This is a genomic window from Streptomyces sp. NPDC019443 (genome assembly GCF_044389785.1).
In the GTDB taxonomy this organism is placed as follows: Bacteria; Actinomycetota; Actinomycetes; order Streptomycetales; family Streptomycetaceae; genus Streptomyces.
On the sequence record NZ_JBIRYJ010000001.1, the window covers coordinates 1,309,541 to 1,326,296 of the forward strand.

Genomic DNA, 16,756 nt, shown 5'->3' on the forward strand with positions numbered 1-16,756 from the left:
TCGGCGGTAACAAGCGGTAGGAATCAGTACGGTCGGTGCCGTCGCGGTCCGGGGCGGACCTCTTCACACGCCTACGGCGACGGCGACGGCCAGCTGGGCCTCGTGGGTGATGCTGAGGTGGACGTGGGTGCATCCGGCGTGCTCGACAGCCACGGCCGCGCCGTTGTGCAGGGCCAGCACCGGTTGGCCGTGGCGCCCCTTGAGGATCTCCAGGTCCCGCCACGCGGCGGCCTCGCCCTGAGATCCGAGCACCTTCTTCACCGCCTCCTTGGCAGCGAGCCGGCCGCCCAGCGACTCCCAGCGGTAGCGGTCGCTGCCGCCTTGGGCGGCCCGCCGCTCCTCCTCGGTGAACAGGTGGGCGAGGAGGGAGTCGCCCCATCGCCGGCCCAGACGCGCCAGACGCGGGACGTCGACGACGTCCACGCCCACGGCCCGTACCGACGCGGGTGCGTGCCCGGCGGAAGGCCGCTCCGGCACCGGGCCGGCGGCCAGGGGTGGCGGCCCGGCTCCGGGTGGGCGGGCTCCGAAACGCCGTACGCACTCGGCGATCTCGGCAGCCAGCGCCGCGGTCAACTGCTCAGGACCAGGCATGCGTTCACGCCTCCCAGCCCGCGGGACACGACCACGGCGTGCCCTCCTGCGTCGATCGACCGCGACGACCCGCGGACGAAGTCCAGATCGAACCCCGGCGCCGGACGGTCCAGTCGGGGGGTCGGCGGGATGACGCCCTCGCGAAGGGCTCGCAGGGCCAGCGCCACGTCGGCGGGCGCCGCCGCTCCCAGGGTGTGTCCGAAACCCGCCTTGGGGACCGACACGGGCACGCCACCGGAGGGGCCGAAGACGTCGCGGAGGGCGTAGACCTCCGTCGCGTCCTCCACCGGCTGCGCTGAACCATGGGCGAAGACGCCCGATACGCCGGAGGCGGAGAGCCCGGCACGGTCCAGGGCCGTGCGGATCGCCCGGCCCAGAACCTCTCCGGTGGGCTCCACGGTGTACAGGGGCAGATAGCCGTCCGTGCTCGCCGCCCACCCCACGATCTCTCCGTGGAGGGCCGCGTTGCGGGCCAGGGCGCGCTCCCGCTCCTCGAGGACCAGGAAGGTGCTTCCTTCACCGAAGACAGAGCCGCAGTGCCCGTTGCCGAACGGCCGGTAGACCTCGTCCGGGCTCCCGCCGCGCTGCTTCGCCATCAGACCGCTGGTCTGCAGGCACAGCCAGGCGTACGACGACAGGGGCGCCTCGACTCCTCCGGCGAGCACCACGTCCGCGTGACCGCGGGCGATGGTCTCGGCGCCGGCCATCAGTGCGTATGCCCCGCTGGCCCGGTCGGCGACGAACGTGCGGGACCGGCCCTTGATCCCCAACTCGATGCAGATGTTGCCCTGAGGGGCGGCCGGGAACCATGCCGTGGCCTGGTAGGGACTGATCGCCCGGGCGCCGTCGAGCCACATGCGCCGCAGCTCACGCTCGGCGAACTCCCAGCCGCCCAGGACGTTGCCGACCATGATCCCGGTCCTCTCGGCAGCCACGTCCGAGCCGATGGACAGGCCTGCGTCCTTCAGCGCCGTGGCCGCCGTGGCCATGGCCAGGTGAGTGAAGCGGTCGGTGCGCTTGACGAACCGGCCTGGCAGGTGCTCGAGAGGATCGAAGTCGGCCTGACCGGCCACCCGGCACTGGTACCTGGCGGCCTCGAAACGGTCGATCGGGCGCAATCGGACCCGTCCCGCGACCGCGTTCTCCCACACCTCGTCCATGCCGTTTCCCGAGGGGAGCACGATTCCGATCCCGGTGACAGCCACCCTCCTCATGCGACGGCCTCCTTGCCGGTCGCGGGCGTCGCGGAGGCGGGCAGCGCCCTCAGCAGGAGCGCCGTGTGCAGGCCGGAGAATCCGCTGGCGTCGCTGACGATCACATCCCCGTTCCAGGGCCGCCCCTCGTTCGGGACGTAGTCCAGGTCGCACGCCGGATCGGGATGCTCGTAGTTGATCGTCGGGTGGACGAAAGACCGTTCCAGGCTCAGGGCGCACATCACGATCTCCATGGCGCTGGCCGCCGACAGCGCGTGTCCGAGCATCGACTTGGTGGAGTTCACGGGGATCCGGTAGGCGTGCTCTCCCAGGGCGAGCTTCAGAGCACTGGTCTCACACGCGTCGTTCTGCGGGGTCGAACTGCCATGGGAGTTGACGTAGTCCACGTCGGTCGGTTCCAGACCCGCCTGCTCGAGGCAGTCGGTCATCGCACGCGCCAGGTCGGCGCCGTCCGTCAGGAGATCCGTCATGTGGACGGCATTGGCGGTATTGGAGAAACCCGCGATCTCCATGTAGATGTGTGCACCGCGGCGCCGGGCGTGTTCCAGTTCCTCCAGAACCACCATGCCGCAGCCCTCACCGAGCACGAATCCGTCGCGCTGGGCATCGTAGGGGCGCGACGCGGCGTGCGGCCGGTCTGCGTGGCGTTGCGAAAGACAGTGGATGATCTCGAAGGCCCCGATGGTCACGGGGGAGATCGGGGCTTCGGTGGCGCCGCTGATCATGATGTCGGCGTCGCCGTACTTCACCGCCTCGAAGGCGTAGCCGATGGCGTCGATGCCTCCGACACAGCCCGTGGAGAGTGTGACGCACGGTCCCTGGGCGCCCAGCATCGCGGACAGCACCAGCGCGGGGGTGTTGGACATCGAGGCCAGATACAGATCGCGTGCCGCCCCGGACGGGTCGATCTCGCTCCGGCCCCTGTCCGTGACGTTCAGGTACTCCTCCTCCATCAGCCGGGTGCCGCATACGGCCGTCGCGAAGGCGACGCCCGTACGGTCCCCGGCCGCGCCGCCGTCGGCCCGGAGCCCCGCGTCGGCCAGGGCGTCCAGCGCACCAGCCACGCCGAACTGGATGTACCGGTCCAGGCGCCGGACCTCCGCCGGCAGCGTCCGCGCCCTCTCCTCGAAGTCGAGTACCTCGGCTATCGAGTCCGAGACGAAGGAGAGCTCCCCGAGCTCCCCGAACAGGTGGGAACTGGCGAGCTCAGCCAGCGGCCGGGTCGCACTCGTGCCGGTGGCGATCTTCTCCCAGAACGCCTCCTTGCCGATGCCGGCCGGGCTGACGATCCCCAGCCCCGTCACAACTACGCGTCGCATGTGGCATCACCTCTCAGCCATCAGGACTGGAACCGAGCCGTGCTCGAGGAACGTTGCGGTGGTGAAACCGGCCGACGCGAGCCAGTGCCGGATCTCGGCGGGCGTGAGGACGGTGCCCTCCGGGGTGTTGAGGAACAGGCTCAGATCGACCAGCGAAGCGGCTTCTTCCGTGGCCGACGGCTCGAACATCAGGTCGGCGATCAGCAGCCGGCCGCCGGGCCTGGTCACCCGGGCGCACTCGCGCAGGACGCGGCGGCTGTGCGCGGGCCCGGCAAAGCGGCAGAAGTGCGTCAGGGTGACCAGGTCGAACGAGGCATCGTCGCACGGCAGTCGGTCGAAGTCCGTGGGGAGCTGGGTGATCCGATCCGCCACCCCGAAGGCTTCGGCCCGCTGCCGAGCCGCCTTGAGCAAGGCCGCCTCGTCGACGCCGACGACCTCCGTCTCGGGGTAACGCAGCGCGACCGCAATCCCCCATTCGCCCCCGGCGGCGGCCAGGTCCAGCATGCGCGCCGGCCCGGTGGGCCCCAGCCCGGCCACGATCCGGGCGGCGAGCGGGAAGGTCAGCGGGAAGTTGCCCTCGAACATCCCGCTAGGGCGGATTCCCTGGTCCGTACCGCCTACCGCCCCCGTACCGTCCGTGCTCGGGCGGAGACCTGTGCGCACGGCCTTGGTCAGGGCGCCCCATCGGTCCCACTGGTCCATCACCGCGCGCAGATGGGCGCCGAGGTAGCGGTCGGTACCGGCCACCAGGTGAGCACGGGCAGCGGGACTGAGCTCGCAGCCCGCCTCGCAGGAGTGCAGCAGCCCCAGCCCGACCAGGGCACCGAGCAGGCGCTGCAGCCCCGTACCGTCGCATCCCAGTTCGCGAGCGAGGTGCTCGGCAGTCCGCGGGCCGGAGGCGAGCGCCGTGAACACTCCGAGCTCCAGTGCGGTGTCGAGCACTCGGGCCCTGGTGAACCCGAAGTTGAGGGCGAGAAGCGCGGGAGCGTCTGGTGCGGCCAGATAGGACTGGACGTCCGGACCGGCGCGGTCGGTCGTGGAGAGCAGGGTCTCGGGCATGGGAGTCGTCCCTTCGTCATCGGGGCCGGGAAACGGCACCGCCGGACACGTGGGCGGCGCGCCGTTTCCCGGTCGGGGTGTCCTGGAGCCGTGGGACTACTTGACCGCCGTGACCATTCCGGAGAGTTCGGAGATGTTCTGCGTCACGATGTCGTGGAATCCCGCCACGCCGACCCAGGTCGCCAGGAGGTCGGCATCGCGGACCTCGCCCTCCTCGGTGTTGGCGAGCAGGATGAGGCCGAACAGGTGGGGGAAGACTCCGGTGGACAAGGAAGGGATGTGGGCGTGGATGATCAATCGGCCGCCCGCCGGAAGCGCGTCGTGGACCCGTTTGATCAGGTGCTGGGCGCGCTCGGCCCCGTATCCGTCGAGGACGTGTGAGAGCAGGATGGCGTCGCATTTGGGAAGGGGCGCGCTGAAGACGTCCCCCGGTTGAGCCTCGACCCGTCCGGACAGGCCTGCCTCCTCGACGTTTGCGCGGGCCAGTTCGGAGACCGCCGGATAGTCGATGGTGGTGACGCGAAGCTTCGGGTGGTGCTGCGCCAGCGCGATCGCGTAGTCGCCGGAGCCGCCCGCCAGGTCGAGCACGTGCTCGACTCCGTCGAGGGTGACCGCCGCGGCCAGTTGGTCCGCCTGAAGGCGGGCGCTGACCCGCATGCCCTGGATGAGGCGCTGGGTGCCCTCGCGTCCCTCGCCGGCCGCCGCGCCCTGATTGCTGTATCCCTGCTTCAGGACCCGCTTGGTGATCGACGAGTTGGTACGGATGGCCTCCGGGAGCCGGGCGAAGTTGCCGAAGTGGAGGTTCTGGTGCTCGGCGAACGCCCCGACGTAGGCCTCCTTGCCCGGCACCAGGAAAGCGCTGGACTCCTCGGTGTTGCGGTAGCGTTCACCACTGCGCTCCACCAGTCCGAGCCCCTCGAGTGCCCTGAGCAGCGCCAGCGTCGGGCGGGGCTCCAGACCCAGCCGCCCGGCCAGTTCGGGCACGCCGGCCGGCTCCTTCTCGAGCGCGACGAACACTCCCAGTTCCAATGCGGTGAACAGTGCCTTGGACTGGAGGTAGGCGGTCATGATGCCGTGCAAACGGCTGGAGGCGGCCGGTTGCTGTCGTACGGTCTCCTGTGCCGTGGTCACTGGTGCCCCCCGCCCGCCGCGTCGGCGGAAGCCGAGAACTCGTAGGGCTCCTCGGAGAGGAAGAAGTTCCGAACCGGCGGCCGCTCGGTTGGAGCCACCACCAGGAAACGGCACGTCTCGGTGGGACCGGTGACGAAGCCGTGGGGCTCGTCACGCGGGATGAAGACGACATCGCCTGCGACGACCGTCTCGGTGCGGTCCTCGCCGGGAATCACGACACCCATGGTGCCCTCGATGATGTACAGCTCGTGTTCCCAGTCGTGGTAGTGAGGCGGTGAGGCACCATTCTCCGCCATCGCGAATTCCGTCAGCACGAAGCGGTCGGCGCCATCGGTGGTATCGATCAGCCGGCGTAGCCGCACTTGTTTCGCCCCCGGCTCGCGAACGATATCTTGAGGTGTTTCCTTGGAATGCCGAATCTGCACGATGATCCCCTCCGTGGATTTTCCCCAGCGCAGTCCGAATGCCTGCGCCAGTCGAATCTAGGGATCCCGGGAAGAGGCTGTCGATGGGCATCCGTCACCAGAGGTGTCACATCCCCATCACGTGACGGGCAAACGTCGGAAATCCTTGCGTTCACGCAGAGTTCCTCTCCATGAATGCCACGCGACCGTGGGGATTAACTTCCGACTCCTAGTCGGCCTCCGCCTGCCGCTGACCGCAAAGGTGAACTCGCCGGTACGGATGGCGGGATGTAGCGCTGCGCCCCTGGGTACGGCGATCACGTCCGGTTTTTTCGGGCCGGCCATCCTCGCACGAACGTCCCTGCCGGGATCCGGCGTCCGTGCATCCCTGCGACGATACCTGTCAATTGAATATTTCGCTCCGGTAAAAGCGTGCAACATCCGACCGGTTGTGACGTCGGTGTGACACCTCCAGTGACGGACACCTACCGGCGATGTCTAGCCATTCGCGCTCCTCGCTGCGCTACAGTGCTACGACATGAAAATACGATGTGATCATGCATTAGGTGCTGGTGTGACAGGGGATTCACTTCCACTTTCCGTTGCAACCGACCGGTTCGACCTATTCTGGGTGACTGACCTGCGATCGAGGGAGGCGGAGGACGTCTGGCCGGATCCCTTCGCACGGGGCAGCGGTGGACGGATCGCCGTGCGGGGCCCGGTCCCACGTGAACGGAGCCGGGCCGTTGGAATGGACGAACGTCGGGACGGGGGACGCGACGTGGGCAGGCATACGGAGGCAGGAGCGCCAGTTGTCGCAGCGGGCCGCGATCGTGTCAGTAGGCGGCCGGACCGGCCTGTCATGACGGCCGCAGAGCCCGACGACCCCGAGGATTTACGCCGCCCGGCCCCTCACCGCCGTACCAACCGGCGTGTCGCGCCCGGGTCCAGGGCCTCGTTCGGCTGCGAGCCCCCGCGTCACCTGCTCACGCTCCGCCGACACACCAACCGCACCCCTGCTGGACACCTTTGTGTAATGACGTCTCCGCTCCTCGCCGGCGGCATCGGCGGGCCCGCCGTATCAAGCGCACCTGCTGCCGGGCGGTGCACCCTGCCACGCCGAACGGCCCTCCATGCCGAAGGACTGATCGCGCAACGGCTCGTCCCTGCCGATGCGGCATCGATGCGCACTGCTGTGCTTCGAGGGCCGCGGGCCCCACCCTGCTCGGTCTCGGAAGGGCATCAGACCGGAAGTACACCGCGGCGGCATCCACCCCCCATGCCCGCGCAACCGCCACGGTACCCAGTACGAGCACGGGCAGCTCATACGAGGGTTCGATCTGGCAGAAACGACCGCCGGCATCGGTGATTCAGAAGTCCGATATCCCTCAGGGCCGCACCGGGCTCAAATCCAGGAATGGGGGTGGATCCATGTCAGCCGTACGTCTTGTTGTGGCAGACGGACATCAACTGGTACTAGAGGGAATTCAGGCTCTCATGCACGGGCCGCCTGTCTTCTCGGTGGTGGACGCGGTGGCGGACGGACCGACCGCTCTTCGGAGGGTCCGCGAGCACACGCCTGACATCCTCTTGATCGAAATGCAGCTGCCCGGTATGAGCAGCATCGAGATATGCCGTGTGATCAGCCGCGATCGCATAGGCACAAGTGTCGTGATTCTGACGTCCCAGCAGAACCCCGCTTACATCCGAGAGGCGATCAACGCAGGCGCCAAGGGGTACCTTTCCAAGGAGCGGAGCGCGGAGGAGATCAGACGGTGCCTGCGTATCGTTCACGAAGGGGGGATGGTGTGCCCTGCCATCGCCACGAGCTTTCTCCCGGGGGGACCTCCGCACCAGGCCTCGTACAGCGATCCGATATCCCAGCTCACCTCTCGCGAACGGGAAATACTACTCCTGCTGGCCCAGGACTTCGACACCGCGAGCATCGCGTCGTTCCTTCTTATCAGCCCGCGAACGGTGCGCAACTATCTCAGCCGCATCTACGGCAAGCTGGGCACGTGTAATCGGCTTCGGACGATTCATTTTGCAAAAAGCCAACTGGAGGAACTTCGCCCGCAGTTCACCCGGAGAATCGCCCCATCCCCGTCCCAATCGAGAGCGTAGGCGGAACTCGTCAGGCGCGGCGTGACGCCCCCCCATCGGCGCGGTTCGCGTGCGCTCCGTCTGGGTTCCGTGGATCTCGCTTCGCAAACGCCCGATCCATACCCCGGGAGCTCGGCACCGCGAATTCAAGGCCTGGATGCGGTCGGTAAGTCCGCCGGCGCCCCCGGGCACTGGCCGCGCCCGGCTGAACTGCCCGCCACAACAGACTGCGGCTCAACCCCCTGGGCGGTCAGGAACCCGGAGCCGAGTCCGTCGGCACACGCGGCCTGGGCCGTGAATTCGGCCTGGCCGCCGCGCAGCAGCAGCCCCGCTGTGGCGAACGCCGGGTCGTCGGCCTGTGCGGCGACGTACGGGATCGCAGCGCATCCCGGCCGCGTGTGCAGCGGCGGCGCCTGGGGCGTGGTCCTCCAGGACCACGCAGCCCGTCGCGGACACTCCCAGGCGGCGTGCCGCCTCCAGGAAGACGTCCGGCGCGGGCTTGCCGTGCGCTACCTCGTCGGCCGAGACGGTATCCCGGGACTGGGCAGGTGCTCACCGGCATCGTCACCAAGTGGCTGCCGGACGACCGGGCCGACGTGCACCGCCGTGCCGTGATCTCTTCGGGGGCGGTGAGCCGGTTGTGATGGAGCTCAAGCCTGGGGCGAAGCCGTCTGTCAGCCCTCCCGGATGAAGCCCTCCTGCACCAGCCAGTCCTTCGCCACCTCGTGCGGGTCCTCCCCGTCCACGTCCACCCGCGCGTTCAGCCGCTGGGCCTCCGCCCCCGTCAGCCGCTTGGTGATCGGGGCGAGGACGTCGGCGATGGCGGGGTACTTCCTCATCGTGGCGCTGTTCATCTCGGGTGCCGCGTTGTAGTTGGGGAAGAAGTGCCGGTCGTCCTCGAGCACCTTCAGCTCGAGTTCCGGAATGCGGCCGTCGGTGGTGGCCGCCACGCCGAGGGTGCAGGCCGCGCCCTTGGCGACCTGGGTGTAGACGACGCCGTCGTCCATCTTTTTGAAGTTCCCGCGCCGGAGGGCGAATCCGTACGTCTTCGCCACGCCCGGCAGGCCGTCCTCGCGAACCGAGAACTCGCTTCCGCCGCAGATCGTCGCCGCGCCCGGGTCCTCCTTCACCAGACGTGCCACGTCGGAGAGAGTGCGCAGCCGGTACTTCTGCGCATTCGCCCGGTTCGCGACCAGCGCGTAGGTGTTGTTGAGCGGGGCGGCGGGCAGCCAGGTGATGCCGTTGCGGCGGTCCTCCTCGCGTACGGCCTCCCACTGCTCGTACGGGTCGACGACCGGCTTGGTGTGACCGAGGTAGGTGATCCAGGCCGTACCTGTGTACTCGTACATCCCGTCCGCCGCACCGGACTTGACCGCCTCGCGGGCGCCGATCGAGCCCTGGATGTTCGTCCGGTCCAGGACTTCCGCGCCGGCCGCTTTGAAGACCAGCCCCATGATCTGGCCCAGGATGATCTGCTCGGTGAACTCCTTGGAGGTCACGGTCAGTTGGGCGCCCTCCAGCGGTCGCCCCTTCCCGATGGAGCCGGGCTGCACCGAGTCGGCCAGCGGGCTGCCGCTGGTCAGTCCGCAACCGCTCAGCCCTGCGGCGGCGAGCAGCAGGGCGCCCGCGCCCGCGACGGCCGTCCGTACCCGGGTCAGGCGCATCAGTCCACCTCCAGGCCGCGTGGGCGCAGCAGCAACTCGACGAGCATCCCCAGCCAGTCCACGATCAGCGCCATGGCGACCGTCAGTACGGAGCCGAGCACCAGCACCGGCATGCGCTGGTTCGTGATGCCGGAGGAGATCAGGTCCCCGAGTCCTCCTCCGCCGCCGAAGGTGGCCAGCGTCGCGGTGCCGACGTTCAGCACGAGCGCGGTCCGTACGCCCGCCAGGATCAGCGGTACGGCCAGGGGCAGTTCGACCCGGAACAGCACCAGCAGCGGCGACATCCCGATGCCACGCGCCGCCTCCACGAGGGCCGGGTCGGTGGCCCTCAGGCCGGCCACGGTGTTGCTCAGCACCGGCAGCACCGCGAATGCCACGATGCCGACCAGGGCGGCTCGTTGGCCGATGCCGAGCCAGATCACCAGCAGCGCCAGCAGGCCCAGGGCCGGGGTCGCCTGGCCGATGTTGGCCGCCGCGACGAACGGCGGTGCGGCCCGGCGCAGGACCCCGCGCGTCAGCGCGATGCCCAGCGGGATCGCGATGATGAGCACGAAGAAGGTGGAGATCGCGACGAGTTCGGTCTGCTGGAGGAGTGCGGTGCGCACGGCGCCGTCTGCGAGGGCGTTCCTGGCGATCGAGTCCAGCTCGGTGGTGCGGAGATACAGGGCGGTGGCGCCGAGGACGACCGCGACGAAGGCCGGCAGCGTCACCAGCTTCTGCCAGGTGATACGGGGCGGCACCCGGTCCATTGCGGCGAGCCGGGTCACGGGCTCGTCATGCCCTGGCCCTGGAGCCGGCCCCGGGGACCCGTAACCGGCCTCGGGAGCGGCTCCACCACCGTCCCCGATACCGACCTCGCTCCGGCTCACGCGGGCTCACCCCGACCGGTCGGCCGAGCCTTCTCGGCTCCCCGCTCGCCCGGCGCCCCGTGTATCGCGTTCAGCAATGTCGACATGTCCATCACGCCGGCGTACGCGCCGTCCTGTCCCGTGACCGCGACGCGGCCCGCACCGTCGGCCAGCAGCGCCTCCAGCGCGTCCCGCAGCGTCATGTCCACCCCGATCCGGCTCCGTACGGGGGTGCCCGCCGACAACGGCAGCGGTTCTCCGGCGGGTTGCGCACTCCGGGCGCGCGTCAGGTCCTCGCGTCGCAGCCAGGAGTGCGGGCGCCGCTCCCGGTCCAGTAGCAGCAGGTGGTCGGCGGAGGCGGAGCCCGCGTCCAGCAGGTGCAGGGCGGTCTCGAGCGGGTCGTCGACGGTGGCGGTCGGGACGTCGGCGAGCTCCACCTCCCGTACGCGCTTGAGGTCCAGCCGCTTCACCCCGGCTCCCGCGCCCACGAAGCCGGCGACGAAGTCGTCCGCCGGACTGGCCAGGATCGCTTCCGGAGTGTCGAACTGGGCGATCCGCGACCGGTCGCGCAGCACCGCGATCCGGTCGCCGACTTTGATGGCCTCGTCGAAGTCGTGCGTGACGAAGACGATCGTCTTGCGTAACTCGCTCTGCAACCGGATGAGTTGGTCCTGCAGGCGCTCGCGGGTGATCGGGTCGACGGCTCCGAACGGCTCGTCCATCAGCAGCACGGGCGGGTCGGCCGCCAGCGCCCGCGCCACCCCGACCCGCTGCTGCTGGCCGCCGGAGAGCCGGCGCGGATAGCGGCCGCGGAACTCCCCGGGATCCAGGCCGACCAGTTCGAGCATCTCCTCGACCCGGTCCCGCACCTTCGCGCGGGGCCAGCCGGCCATCTTCGGTACGAGCGCGATGTTCTCGGCGACGGTCATGTGCGGGAAGAGGCCCGTGGCCTGGATGGCGTAGCCGATGGTGCGGCGGAGCGCCACGGGGTTGATCCCGGTGACGTCCTCGCCGCCGATGGTGATCCGCCCCGAGGTCGGCTCGATCAGCCGGTTGATCATCTTGAGGGTGGTGCTCTTGCCGCAGCCCGAGGGCCCCACAAGGATCACGGTTTCCCCGGCCGCGACGTCCAGGGTCACGTCCTCCACGGCCGGGGCTCGGCTGTCCGGATAGCGCTTGGTGAGGTTGTCCAGCCGAATACTCGCGCCGGCGGCGGCCGGCCGGTCGGGCCCGGCGGATCCGCCGGGGCCTGCGGCGCCGGACGTCGGGGAGGTCGGTTCGACGATTTCGGCAGAGTCAGCCACGGATCCCCCGTGAGATGGTGAGCCGTCCGATCAGCACGTACCCGGCGTCGAACAGCAGGGCCAGGACGACGATTCCGAGCGTCCCCGACAGTACTTCGTTGAGCGCGTTCGCACTGCCCAGGCTGGAGATCCCGCGGAAGATCTGGTTGCCGAGCCCGGGCCCCGAGGCGAAGGCCGCGATCGCCGCGATGCCCATCAGCATTTGGGTCGACACCCGGACACCGGTGAGGATCGGCGGCCAGGCGAGGGGCAGTTCGACCCTGAGCAGCTGGGCGAACCGTGACATCCCCATGCCCTTGGCGGCCTCGACGAGGGCCGGGTCGACTCCGCGCAACCCGACGACCGCGTTACGGACCACGGGCAGCAGTCCGTACAGCGTCAGCGCGATGACGGTCGGCGCGACGCCGAGGCCGACGACCGGGACGAGCAGGCCGAGGAGAGCCAGGGAGGGGACGGTGAGGATGCTTGCGGTCGTGGTGATCGCGAGGTTTCCCGCCCACTCGGTGCGGTAGGTGAGGACGCCGATCAAGACCCCGAGCACCGTGGCGACGACCATGCACTGGAAGACGGCGCTGGCGTGCTGATAGGCGTCCACCAGCAGCTGCTGGTAGCGGGTGCCCAGGTACTCCCAGAAGCTCACTTCTCGGTCCCTCCCTCAAGGCCGGTCCTCCGGCGGTCAGCGGTCCATACGGCGCCTGCCGCGACGCCTGGCGCACCAGTGGGAGTGATCCGGAGCGCGCCGGATTCTCCAACGTGATCGCCGTCGAGGCCCGCACGATGCCATCGAATCCCACCATCCGGTCGATCACGCGCTGCAAGTCGGCATTCGAGCGTGCCACCAAACGGCACAGCGTGTCACCACCCCGCCAGCGGCGAGGAGTACTTGGGCCGAATTGTTGATGAAGGTCCGGACTGGCGAGGAGATCCGAAGTTTGCTGGACGTGCTGCCCGCCACTTTCCAAGGACTGCCGGAGTCGCTGGACGCGGCGACGAAGACGGAGATCGCCGACCGCATGAACGGGGCGATCTCCCAGCGGGAGTGAACTGAGCGGACGTGTTGATCCGTCCGAGACGCGGATGAGCCGGGTGGTCGCCAACGACTTTGAGTCGCTGCTGGGCCTTGTGGTCGGCGAGGAGGCAGTGGTGGAAATTGAAGCGTGCGGTGGAGGCCGCGCGGGAGGCCACGGCCGGGAGATACAGCGCAGAGGCGTGGGCGGCCCCCTGTGGATCGACGCTACGGAGGCCGACCCGAGCACAGTCACTGAGCATGCCAAGAGGGCTGCGGTGACGGCCCCAGTCCTGCGCCCCGCCCCGCCGGGGAAGGAGGTCCCAAGCTTGCGTACGGCAATGGGGAGGCCGCCCCGTACCGGACCGTGGCTGCGGCAGCAGTATCACTTCGGGCCGGCCAAGATCGCGATGTACTTGGAGCGGTATCACGATGTCAAGGTCAGCTCGTCCGGCGTCTGGCGGATCCTGAAGAAGGTGGGTCTCAACCAGCTGCCGGCCTCCCAGCGCTACAAGCGGCGCTCCACCCGCTGGAAGCGGTACGAGAAGCAGCGTCCCGGCCATCAGCTGCAGGTCGACGTCAAGTTCATCGAGCCCCTCGGCCAGACGGGCCGCAAGAAGCGTTACTACCAGTACACCGCCATCGACGACTGCACCCCGGCTCCGGGTCCTGCGCGCCTACCCGCGCAACGACCAGAAGACCGCCATCCAGTTGATCGACCACGTTCTGGCTGTATCTGGGCAAAGACGCATCCCTTCGGCAGCCACGCGTTCGGCCTCCACCCCCCACGCAGTGGGGCTGCGTGTGTTGGTGGTGCGGTGGTAAACCATAGAGAGAGCCAGAGCGAGGAGGGGGCATGGCCACCGCTGCACCGGATGACGGAGGAGTCCCGCTTCGGGAGTGCCGGGCTGGGGCCGCTGTGGGACTGCCGAGCGCGATATTCGAAGACATCACGGCAGCAGCCCTTGCGGTGGATGACAAGGGGATCATCGTCGCGGTCAATGGGCGAGCCGAGAAGTTGTTCCAGAGACCAGCGGACGAGCTCGTGGGACAGGACGCTCACGATCTGTTGCACCGTGACAGTCACGGGCACCTCCTGCCCCGCACCCGCTGCGGACTGAGGATGGCCCTCCTCACGCACAGCACCAAGCACTGCGACCTGGACTGGTTCATCGGCGGGGACGGCACTGTGCTCGGCCTGTCCTGGCTGATCACGCCCTATGATCTCGACTCCGGAACGCCGGGCGCCCTGGCCCTGTTCTACCAGCCACAGAAACCGGTGGAAGCCCGCCAGGCCGAGGCCGAGGCATCCACGAGGTTGACGGAACTCGATCGACTCGCCCTGCTCGCAGAAACCACCACACAACTCACTTCCAGCCTGGATGTGGACGAGGCCCTCCACCGCTTGGCTGCACTGACCGTGCCCCGGCTTGCGGACTGGGCGGTCGTCGACCTGATCACCGAGGTCGACGAAGTCAGGCGTGCGCTGGTCATGCATTATGAGCATGGCCTTCTGGTCGAGCGTGCGGACTTGCAGGGCCCTATGCCCCCAGTGCCGCAAGAATCGCCGATGCCACTGTCGCGGGCCTTGCGCGGTGCCGCCTCGACCATCGCCAGCCCGTCCACGTATCACGGGCCCCCCGACTCCGGAATCGCCATCGAGCAGCAGCGGCTCTTCACGGAGACGGGCATGCACTCGGCCGCCATCGCCCCGATCCGTGGCCTGCGCGAGGTCCTCGGCGCATTGACCCTGGGCCGCTCGAACCGGCCCGAGCCCTTCACCGTCTCCGATCTGCCGCTCCTGGAGGACCTCACCCGGCGGGCGGGCCTGGCACTGGACAACGCACGCCTCTACCAGCAGCAGCGCAAGGTCGCCGAGACCATGCAGCGGCACTTGCTGCCCCAGATGCCCACGGTGCCGGGGCTGGAGATGACAGCCCGGTACGTGCCTGCTCCGCATGCCTCCCAGGTCGGCGGCGACTGGTACGACGCCTTCTCGCTGACCGACGGCGCGACCGCACTGGCGATCGGCGACGTCGCGGGCCACGACCTCGATGCCGCAGGAGGCATGGCGCAGATCCGCAACATGCTGCGCGCCTTCGTCTGGACGCATCCCGACTCGCCTTCAATCGCAGTCTCACACCTCGATCAAGCTGTCATGCACATCGCCCAGGAGCCGATAGCCACCATGGTCCTGGCTCGGCTGACCATGGGTGACGACGGATCGTGGCAGCTGCAGTGGACCAATGCAGGTCACCCGCCCCCGCTGCTGGTCACTCACGACGGCCAGACGCAATTCCTGAAGGGCGGGCACGGCATGCTCCTCGGCACGGGGGCCCCGAGTCCCCGAACGGATGCCGTCCTCGCGCTGCCGCCCCGGTCCACCCTCGTCCTCTACACCGACGGACTCATCGAATCCCGCCGCCATACCCTCGACGACGGCATGGACAAGCTCCGCAGGCACGCCGCGTCCCTCGCCCGCCGTCCGCTGGACTCCTTCAGCGACTCCCTGCTGACGCAAGCCCGCCCGGACGACAACGACGACGACGTCGCCTTCCTGGCTCTTCGTACGCCGGCCTCCGCCCCCGCAGGCTGAGGTGACCTGTCGGGGGAGTACCGGGTCGCCGTCTTCTCTCCCATCAGGTCGAGACGCCCGTGGGACCGGGAGAGCTCGGCAGGATCTCTCGCCCGGCAACCTGGCAGTGCCAGCGGAGAACGCCTCTATGAGGGCCGACGGACGGCGGTATTCCCGCGGACGCGCCCGGCGTCCTAACGGCGACGACGGGGAGGCCCTGCTCGAGCAGATCGTCGCACTCGCTGCCCACCATCGTGTCTGGGACAGGTTCCCCACCACGCTGTGACAGCTCAACGTCTCGGGTCACACCAGCGAGGCAACCGGCTACACCGCAGCCGACCGCGACCAGGTGCACCCGGTGCACCGGCGTGTCGAGTTCCGGAATGTCGGGTGAAAGCCGATCTTCATTGCAGACATCTCTGCCTCAGGTACATGGTCCGTCTTCAGCGGGACCACCCAGCGCGCGGCCAGAGGAGGGCCCATGCCACAGTTCGGCTATTTCCTGTCCTGTGAGGAGCACACTCCGGCAGAACTGGTAGAGCAGGCCAGGATGGCCGAGCAAGCCGGATTCACCTCTCTTTGGATTTCGGACCACTATCACCCCTGGAACGACAACCAGGGGGAGAGTCCCTTCGTGTGGTCAGTGATTGGGGCCTTGTCCCAGGCTGTGTCCCTTCCCGTGGAGACGGCTGTCACATGTCCTCTCGTGCGGCTCCATCCGGCGGTGGTTGCCCAGGCCGCAGCCACGAGCGCCGTACAGCTCGCGGGCGGGTTCCGCCTGGGTGTTGGCACAGGTGAGGCGCTGAACGAGCACATTCTCGGCGACAGGTGGCCGGAGGCATCTGTCCGGCTGGAGATGCTGGAGGAAGCCGTTCACCTCATGCGCCTTCTGTTCACCGGGGAGCAGGTGAGCCATCGAGGGCGCCATTACTCGGTGGAGAACGCCCGCCTGTACACCGTGCCGGACGAGCCGGTTCCGATCGATGTTTCGGCCTTTGGCCCCCAGGCCGCGGATCTCGCCGGACGTATCGGTGACGGTCTCATCACCATGGCCCCGGACAGGACCCTGCTGGAGCGCTTCCGGGGCAGTGGTGGCGGCAAACCGGTCTACGGCGGGCTGAAGGTCTGCTGGGGGACCGACGGCGAGGAAGCTCTCCGTACCGCGCACCGTCTGTGGGCCAATGAGCAACTGCCCGGTGAACTGCTCCAGATCCTCCCCACCCCACGTCACTTCGAGCAGGCATCGCAACTGGTCACTCGCCAACACGTGCAGGCCGCGGTGCCGTGCGGTAATGACGTCGAGGTACACGTCGCCGCCCTGACCAAGTATGTGGAGGCGGAATTCGACACCGTATATATCGGCCAGATCGGGAAGGAGCAGCGCGGCTTCTTCGAATTTTACGGTAATGAAGTCCTGCCCCGGCTCGGTGCCTGAGGACAGCGGAGCCTGTTTTGTGGTGATCTGTCCGGCCGAAACGTGGCTCCGCCGCCCCCTGTCAGATCTGACTGGCAGCTCGTTCACCCAAGGGCTCGGGTCG

The 16,756-nt window shown here is 68.6% G+C and carries 14 protein-coding genes and 2 pseudogenes; 4 read left to right on the top strand and 12 right to left on the bottom strand.

The features are described from left to right. Positions 1–63: 63 nt before the first annotated feature. The 6 genes from ACH492_RS05935 to ACH492_RS05960 form a co-directional block, all read right to left on the bottom strand. Positions 64–591, bottom strand: a complete 528-nt coding sequence (locus tag ACH492_RS05935) for a holo-ACP synthase (protein ID WP_398983147.1) — start codon at positions 589–591, stop codon at positions 64–66. Beyond that, positions 570–1,805: a beta-ketoacyl-[acyl-carrier-protein] synthase family protein gene (locus tag ACH492_RS05940; RefSeq protein ID WP_398983149.1), complete on the bottom strand. Its 1,236-nt coding sequence runs from the start codon at positions 1,803–1,805 to the stop codon at positions 570–572. The genes ACH492_RS05935 and ACH492_RS05940 overlap by 22 nt, the downstream gene beginning before the upstream one ends. Further along, positions 1,802–3,124, bottom strand: coding sequence for a beta-ketoacyl-[acyl-carrier-protein] synthase family protein (locus tag ACH492_RS05945; RefSeq protein ID WP_398983151.1), 1,323 nt, complete (start codon positions 3,122–3,124; stop codon positions 1,802–1,804). Before ACH492_RS05945 ends, ACH492_RS05940 begins: the two co-directional genes overlap by 4 nt. A gap of 6 nt (positions 3,125–3,130) precedes the next feature. Then, positions 3,131–4,183, bottom strand: a complete 1,053-nt coding sequence (locus ACH492_RS05950; protein ID WP_398983153.1) for a methyltransferase dimerization domain-containing protein — start codon at positions 4,181–4,183, stop codon at positions 3,131–3,133. 96 nt (positions 4,184–4,279) lie between these two features. Further along, entirely contained in the window at positions 4,280–5,314 is a 1,035-nt protein-coding gene (locus ACH492_RS05955; protein ID WP_398983155.1) for a methyltransferase, read from the bottom strand. Beyond that, positions 5,311–5,739 carry a cupin domain-containing protein gene (locus ACH492_RS05960; RefSeq protein ID WP_398983157.1) on the bottom strand — a complete coding sequence of 143 codons (429 nt, stop codon included), beginning with the start codon at positions 5,737–5,739 and terminating at the stop codon, positions 5,311–5,313. Before ACH492_RS05960 ends, ACH492_RS05955 begins: the two co-directional genes overlap by 4 nt. A gap of 1,410 nt (positions 5,740–7,149) precedes the next feature. Between ACH492_RS05960 and ACH492_RS05965 the strand changes: the two genes are divergently transcribed. Beyond that, positions 7,150–7,842, top strand: coding sequence for a response regulator (locus ACH492_RS05965; RefSeq protein ID WP_398983159.1), 693 nt, complete (start codon positions 7,150–7,152; stop codon positions 7,840–7,842). A 125-nt stretch (positions 7,843–7,967) separates the two neighbouring features. On the opposite strand, the pseudogene ACH492_RS05970 reads toward ACH492_RS05965, so the two are convergent. From ACH492_RS05970 to ACH492_RS05995, 6 genes and pseudogenes are all read right to left on the bottom strand, one after another. After that, a pseudogene (locus ACH492_RS05970) lies at positions 7,968–8,367 on the bottom strand (HAD-IA family hydrolase); the annotation flags it as partial. 128 nt (positions 8,368–8,495) lie between these two features. Beyond that, the gene (locus ACH492_RS05975) at positions 8,496–9,485 is read right to left on the bottom strand and encodes a glycine betaine ABC transporter substrate-binding protein (protein ID WP_398983161.1); all 990 of its coding nucleotides are present in this window, start codon (positions 9,483–9,485) and stop codon (positions 8,496–8,498) included. After that, a complete protein-coding gene (locus tag ACH492_RS05980; RefSeq protein WP_398983330.1) occupies positions 9,485–10,234 on the bottom strand; it encodes an ABC transporter permease in 750 nt (249 codons plus the stop codon). The genes ACH492_RS05975 and ACH492_RS05980 overlap by 1 nt, the downstream gene beginning before the upstream one ends. 116 nt (positions 10,235–10,350) lie before the next feature. Further along, positions 10,351–11,637: a betaine/proline/choline family ABC transporter ATP-binding protein gene (locus ACH492_RS05985; RefSeq protein WP_398983163.1), complete on the bottom strand. Its 1,287-nt coding sequence runs from the start codon at positions 11,635–11,637 to the stop codon at positions 10,351–10,353. Further along, the gene (locus ACH492_RS05990; protein WP_108154090.1) at positions 11,630–12,277 is read right to left on the bottom strand and encodes an ABC transporter permease; all 648 of its coding nucleotides are present in this window, start codon (positions 12,275–12,277) and stop codon (positions 11,630–11,632) included. Before ACH492_RS05990 ends, ACH492_RS05985 begins: the two co-directional genes overlap by 8 nt. A gap of 58 nt (positions 12,278–12,335) precedes the next feature. Continuing rightward, a pseudogene (locus ACH492_RS05995) lies at positions 12,336–12,497 on the bottom strand (Lrp/AsnC family transcriptional regulator); the annotation flags it as partial. A gap of 39 nt (positions 12,498–12,536) precedes the next feature. Between ACH492_RS05995 and ACH492_RS06000 the strand changes: the two are divergent. The 3 genes from ACH492_RS06000 to ACH492_RS06010 all read left to right on the top strand — a co-directional run bounded on the left by ACH492_RS06000 (position 12,537) and on the right by ACH492_RS06010 (position 16,653). Continuing rightward, entirely contained in the window at positions 12,537–12,680 is a 144-nt protein-coding gene (locus ACH492_RS06000; RefSeq protein ID WP_398983165.1) for a hypothetical protein, read from the top strand. An 819-nt stretch (positions 12,681–13,499) separates the two neighbouring features. Next, positions 13,500–15,239, top strand: coding sequence for a SpoIIE family protein phosphatase (locus tag ACH492_RS06005; RefSeq protein WP_398983167.1), 1,740 nt, complete (start codon positions 13,500–13,502; stop codon positions 15,237–15,239). 460 nt (positions 15,240–15,699) lie between these two features. After that, positions 15,700–16,653 carry an LLM class F420-dependent oxidoreductase gene (locus ACH492_RS06010; protein WP_398983169.1) on the top strand — a complete coding sequence of 318 codons (954 nt, stop codon included), beginning with the start codon at positions 15,700–15,702 and terminating at the stop codon, positions 16,651–16,653. Positions 16,654–16,756: the final 103 nt, after the last annotated feature.

What these genes read in the sequence shown, in the direction of transcription:
- ACH492_RS05935 (WP_398983147.1), bottom strand. Translation starts at nt 591, where the DNA reads ATGCCTGGTCCTGAGCAGTTGACCGCGGCGCTGGCTGCCGAGATCGCC.
- ACH492_RS05940 (WP_398983149.1), bottom strand. Translation starts at nt 1,805, where the DNA reads ATGAGGAGGGTGGCTGTCACCGGGATCGGAATCGTGCTCCCCTCGGGA.
- ACH492_RS05945 (WP_398983151.1), bottom strand. Translation starts at nt 3,124, where the DNA reads ATGCGACGCGTAGTTGTGACGGGGCTGGGGATCGTCAGCCCGGCCGGC.
- ACH492_RS05950 (WP_398983153.1), bottom strand. Translation starts at nt 4,183, where the DNA reads ATGCCCGAGACCCTGCTCTCCACGACCGACCGCGCCGGTCCGGACGTC.
- ACH492_RS05965 (WP_398983159.1), top strand. Translation starts at nt 7,150, where the DNA reads ATGTCAGCCGTACGTCTTGTTGTGGCAGACGGACATCAACTGGTACTA.
- ACH492_RS05975 (WP_398983161.1), bottom strand. Translation starts at nt 9,485, where the DNA reads ATGCGCCTGACCCGGGTACGGACGGCCGTCGCGGGCGCGGGCGCCCTG.
- ACH492_RS05980 (WP_398983330.1), bottom strand. Translation starts at nt 10,234, where the DNA reads ATGGACCGGGTGCCGCCCCGTATCACCTGGCAGAAGCTGGTGACGCTG.
- ACH492_RS06000 (WP_398983165.1), top strand. Translation starts at nt 12,537, where the DNA reads ATGAAGGTCCGGACTGGCGAGGAGATCCGAAGTTTGCTGGACGTGCTG.
- ACH492_RS06005 (WP_398983167.1), top strand. Translation starts at nt 13,500, where the DNA reads ATGGCCACCGCTGCACCGGATGACGGAGGAGTCCCGCTTCGGGAGTGC.
- ACH492_RS06010 (WP_398983169.1), top strand. Translation starts at nt 15,700, where the DNA reads ATGCCACAGTTCGGCTATTTCCTGTCCTGTGAGGAGCACACTCCGGCA.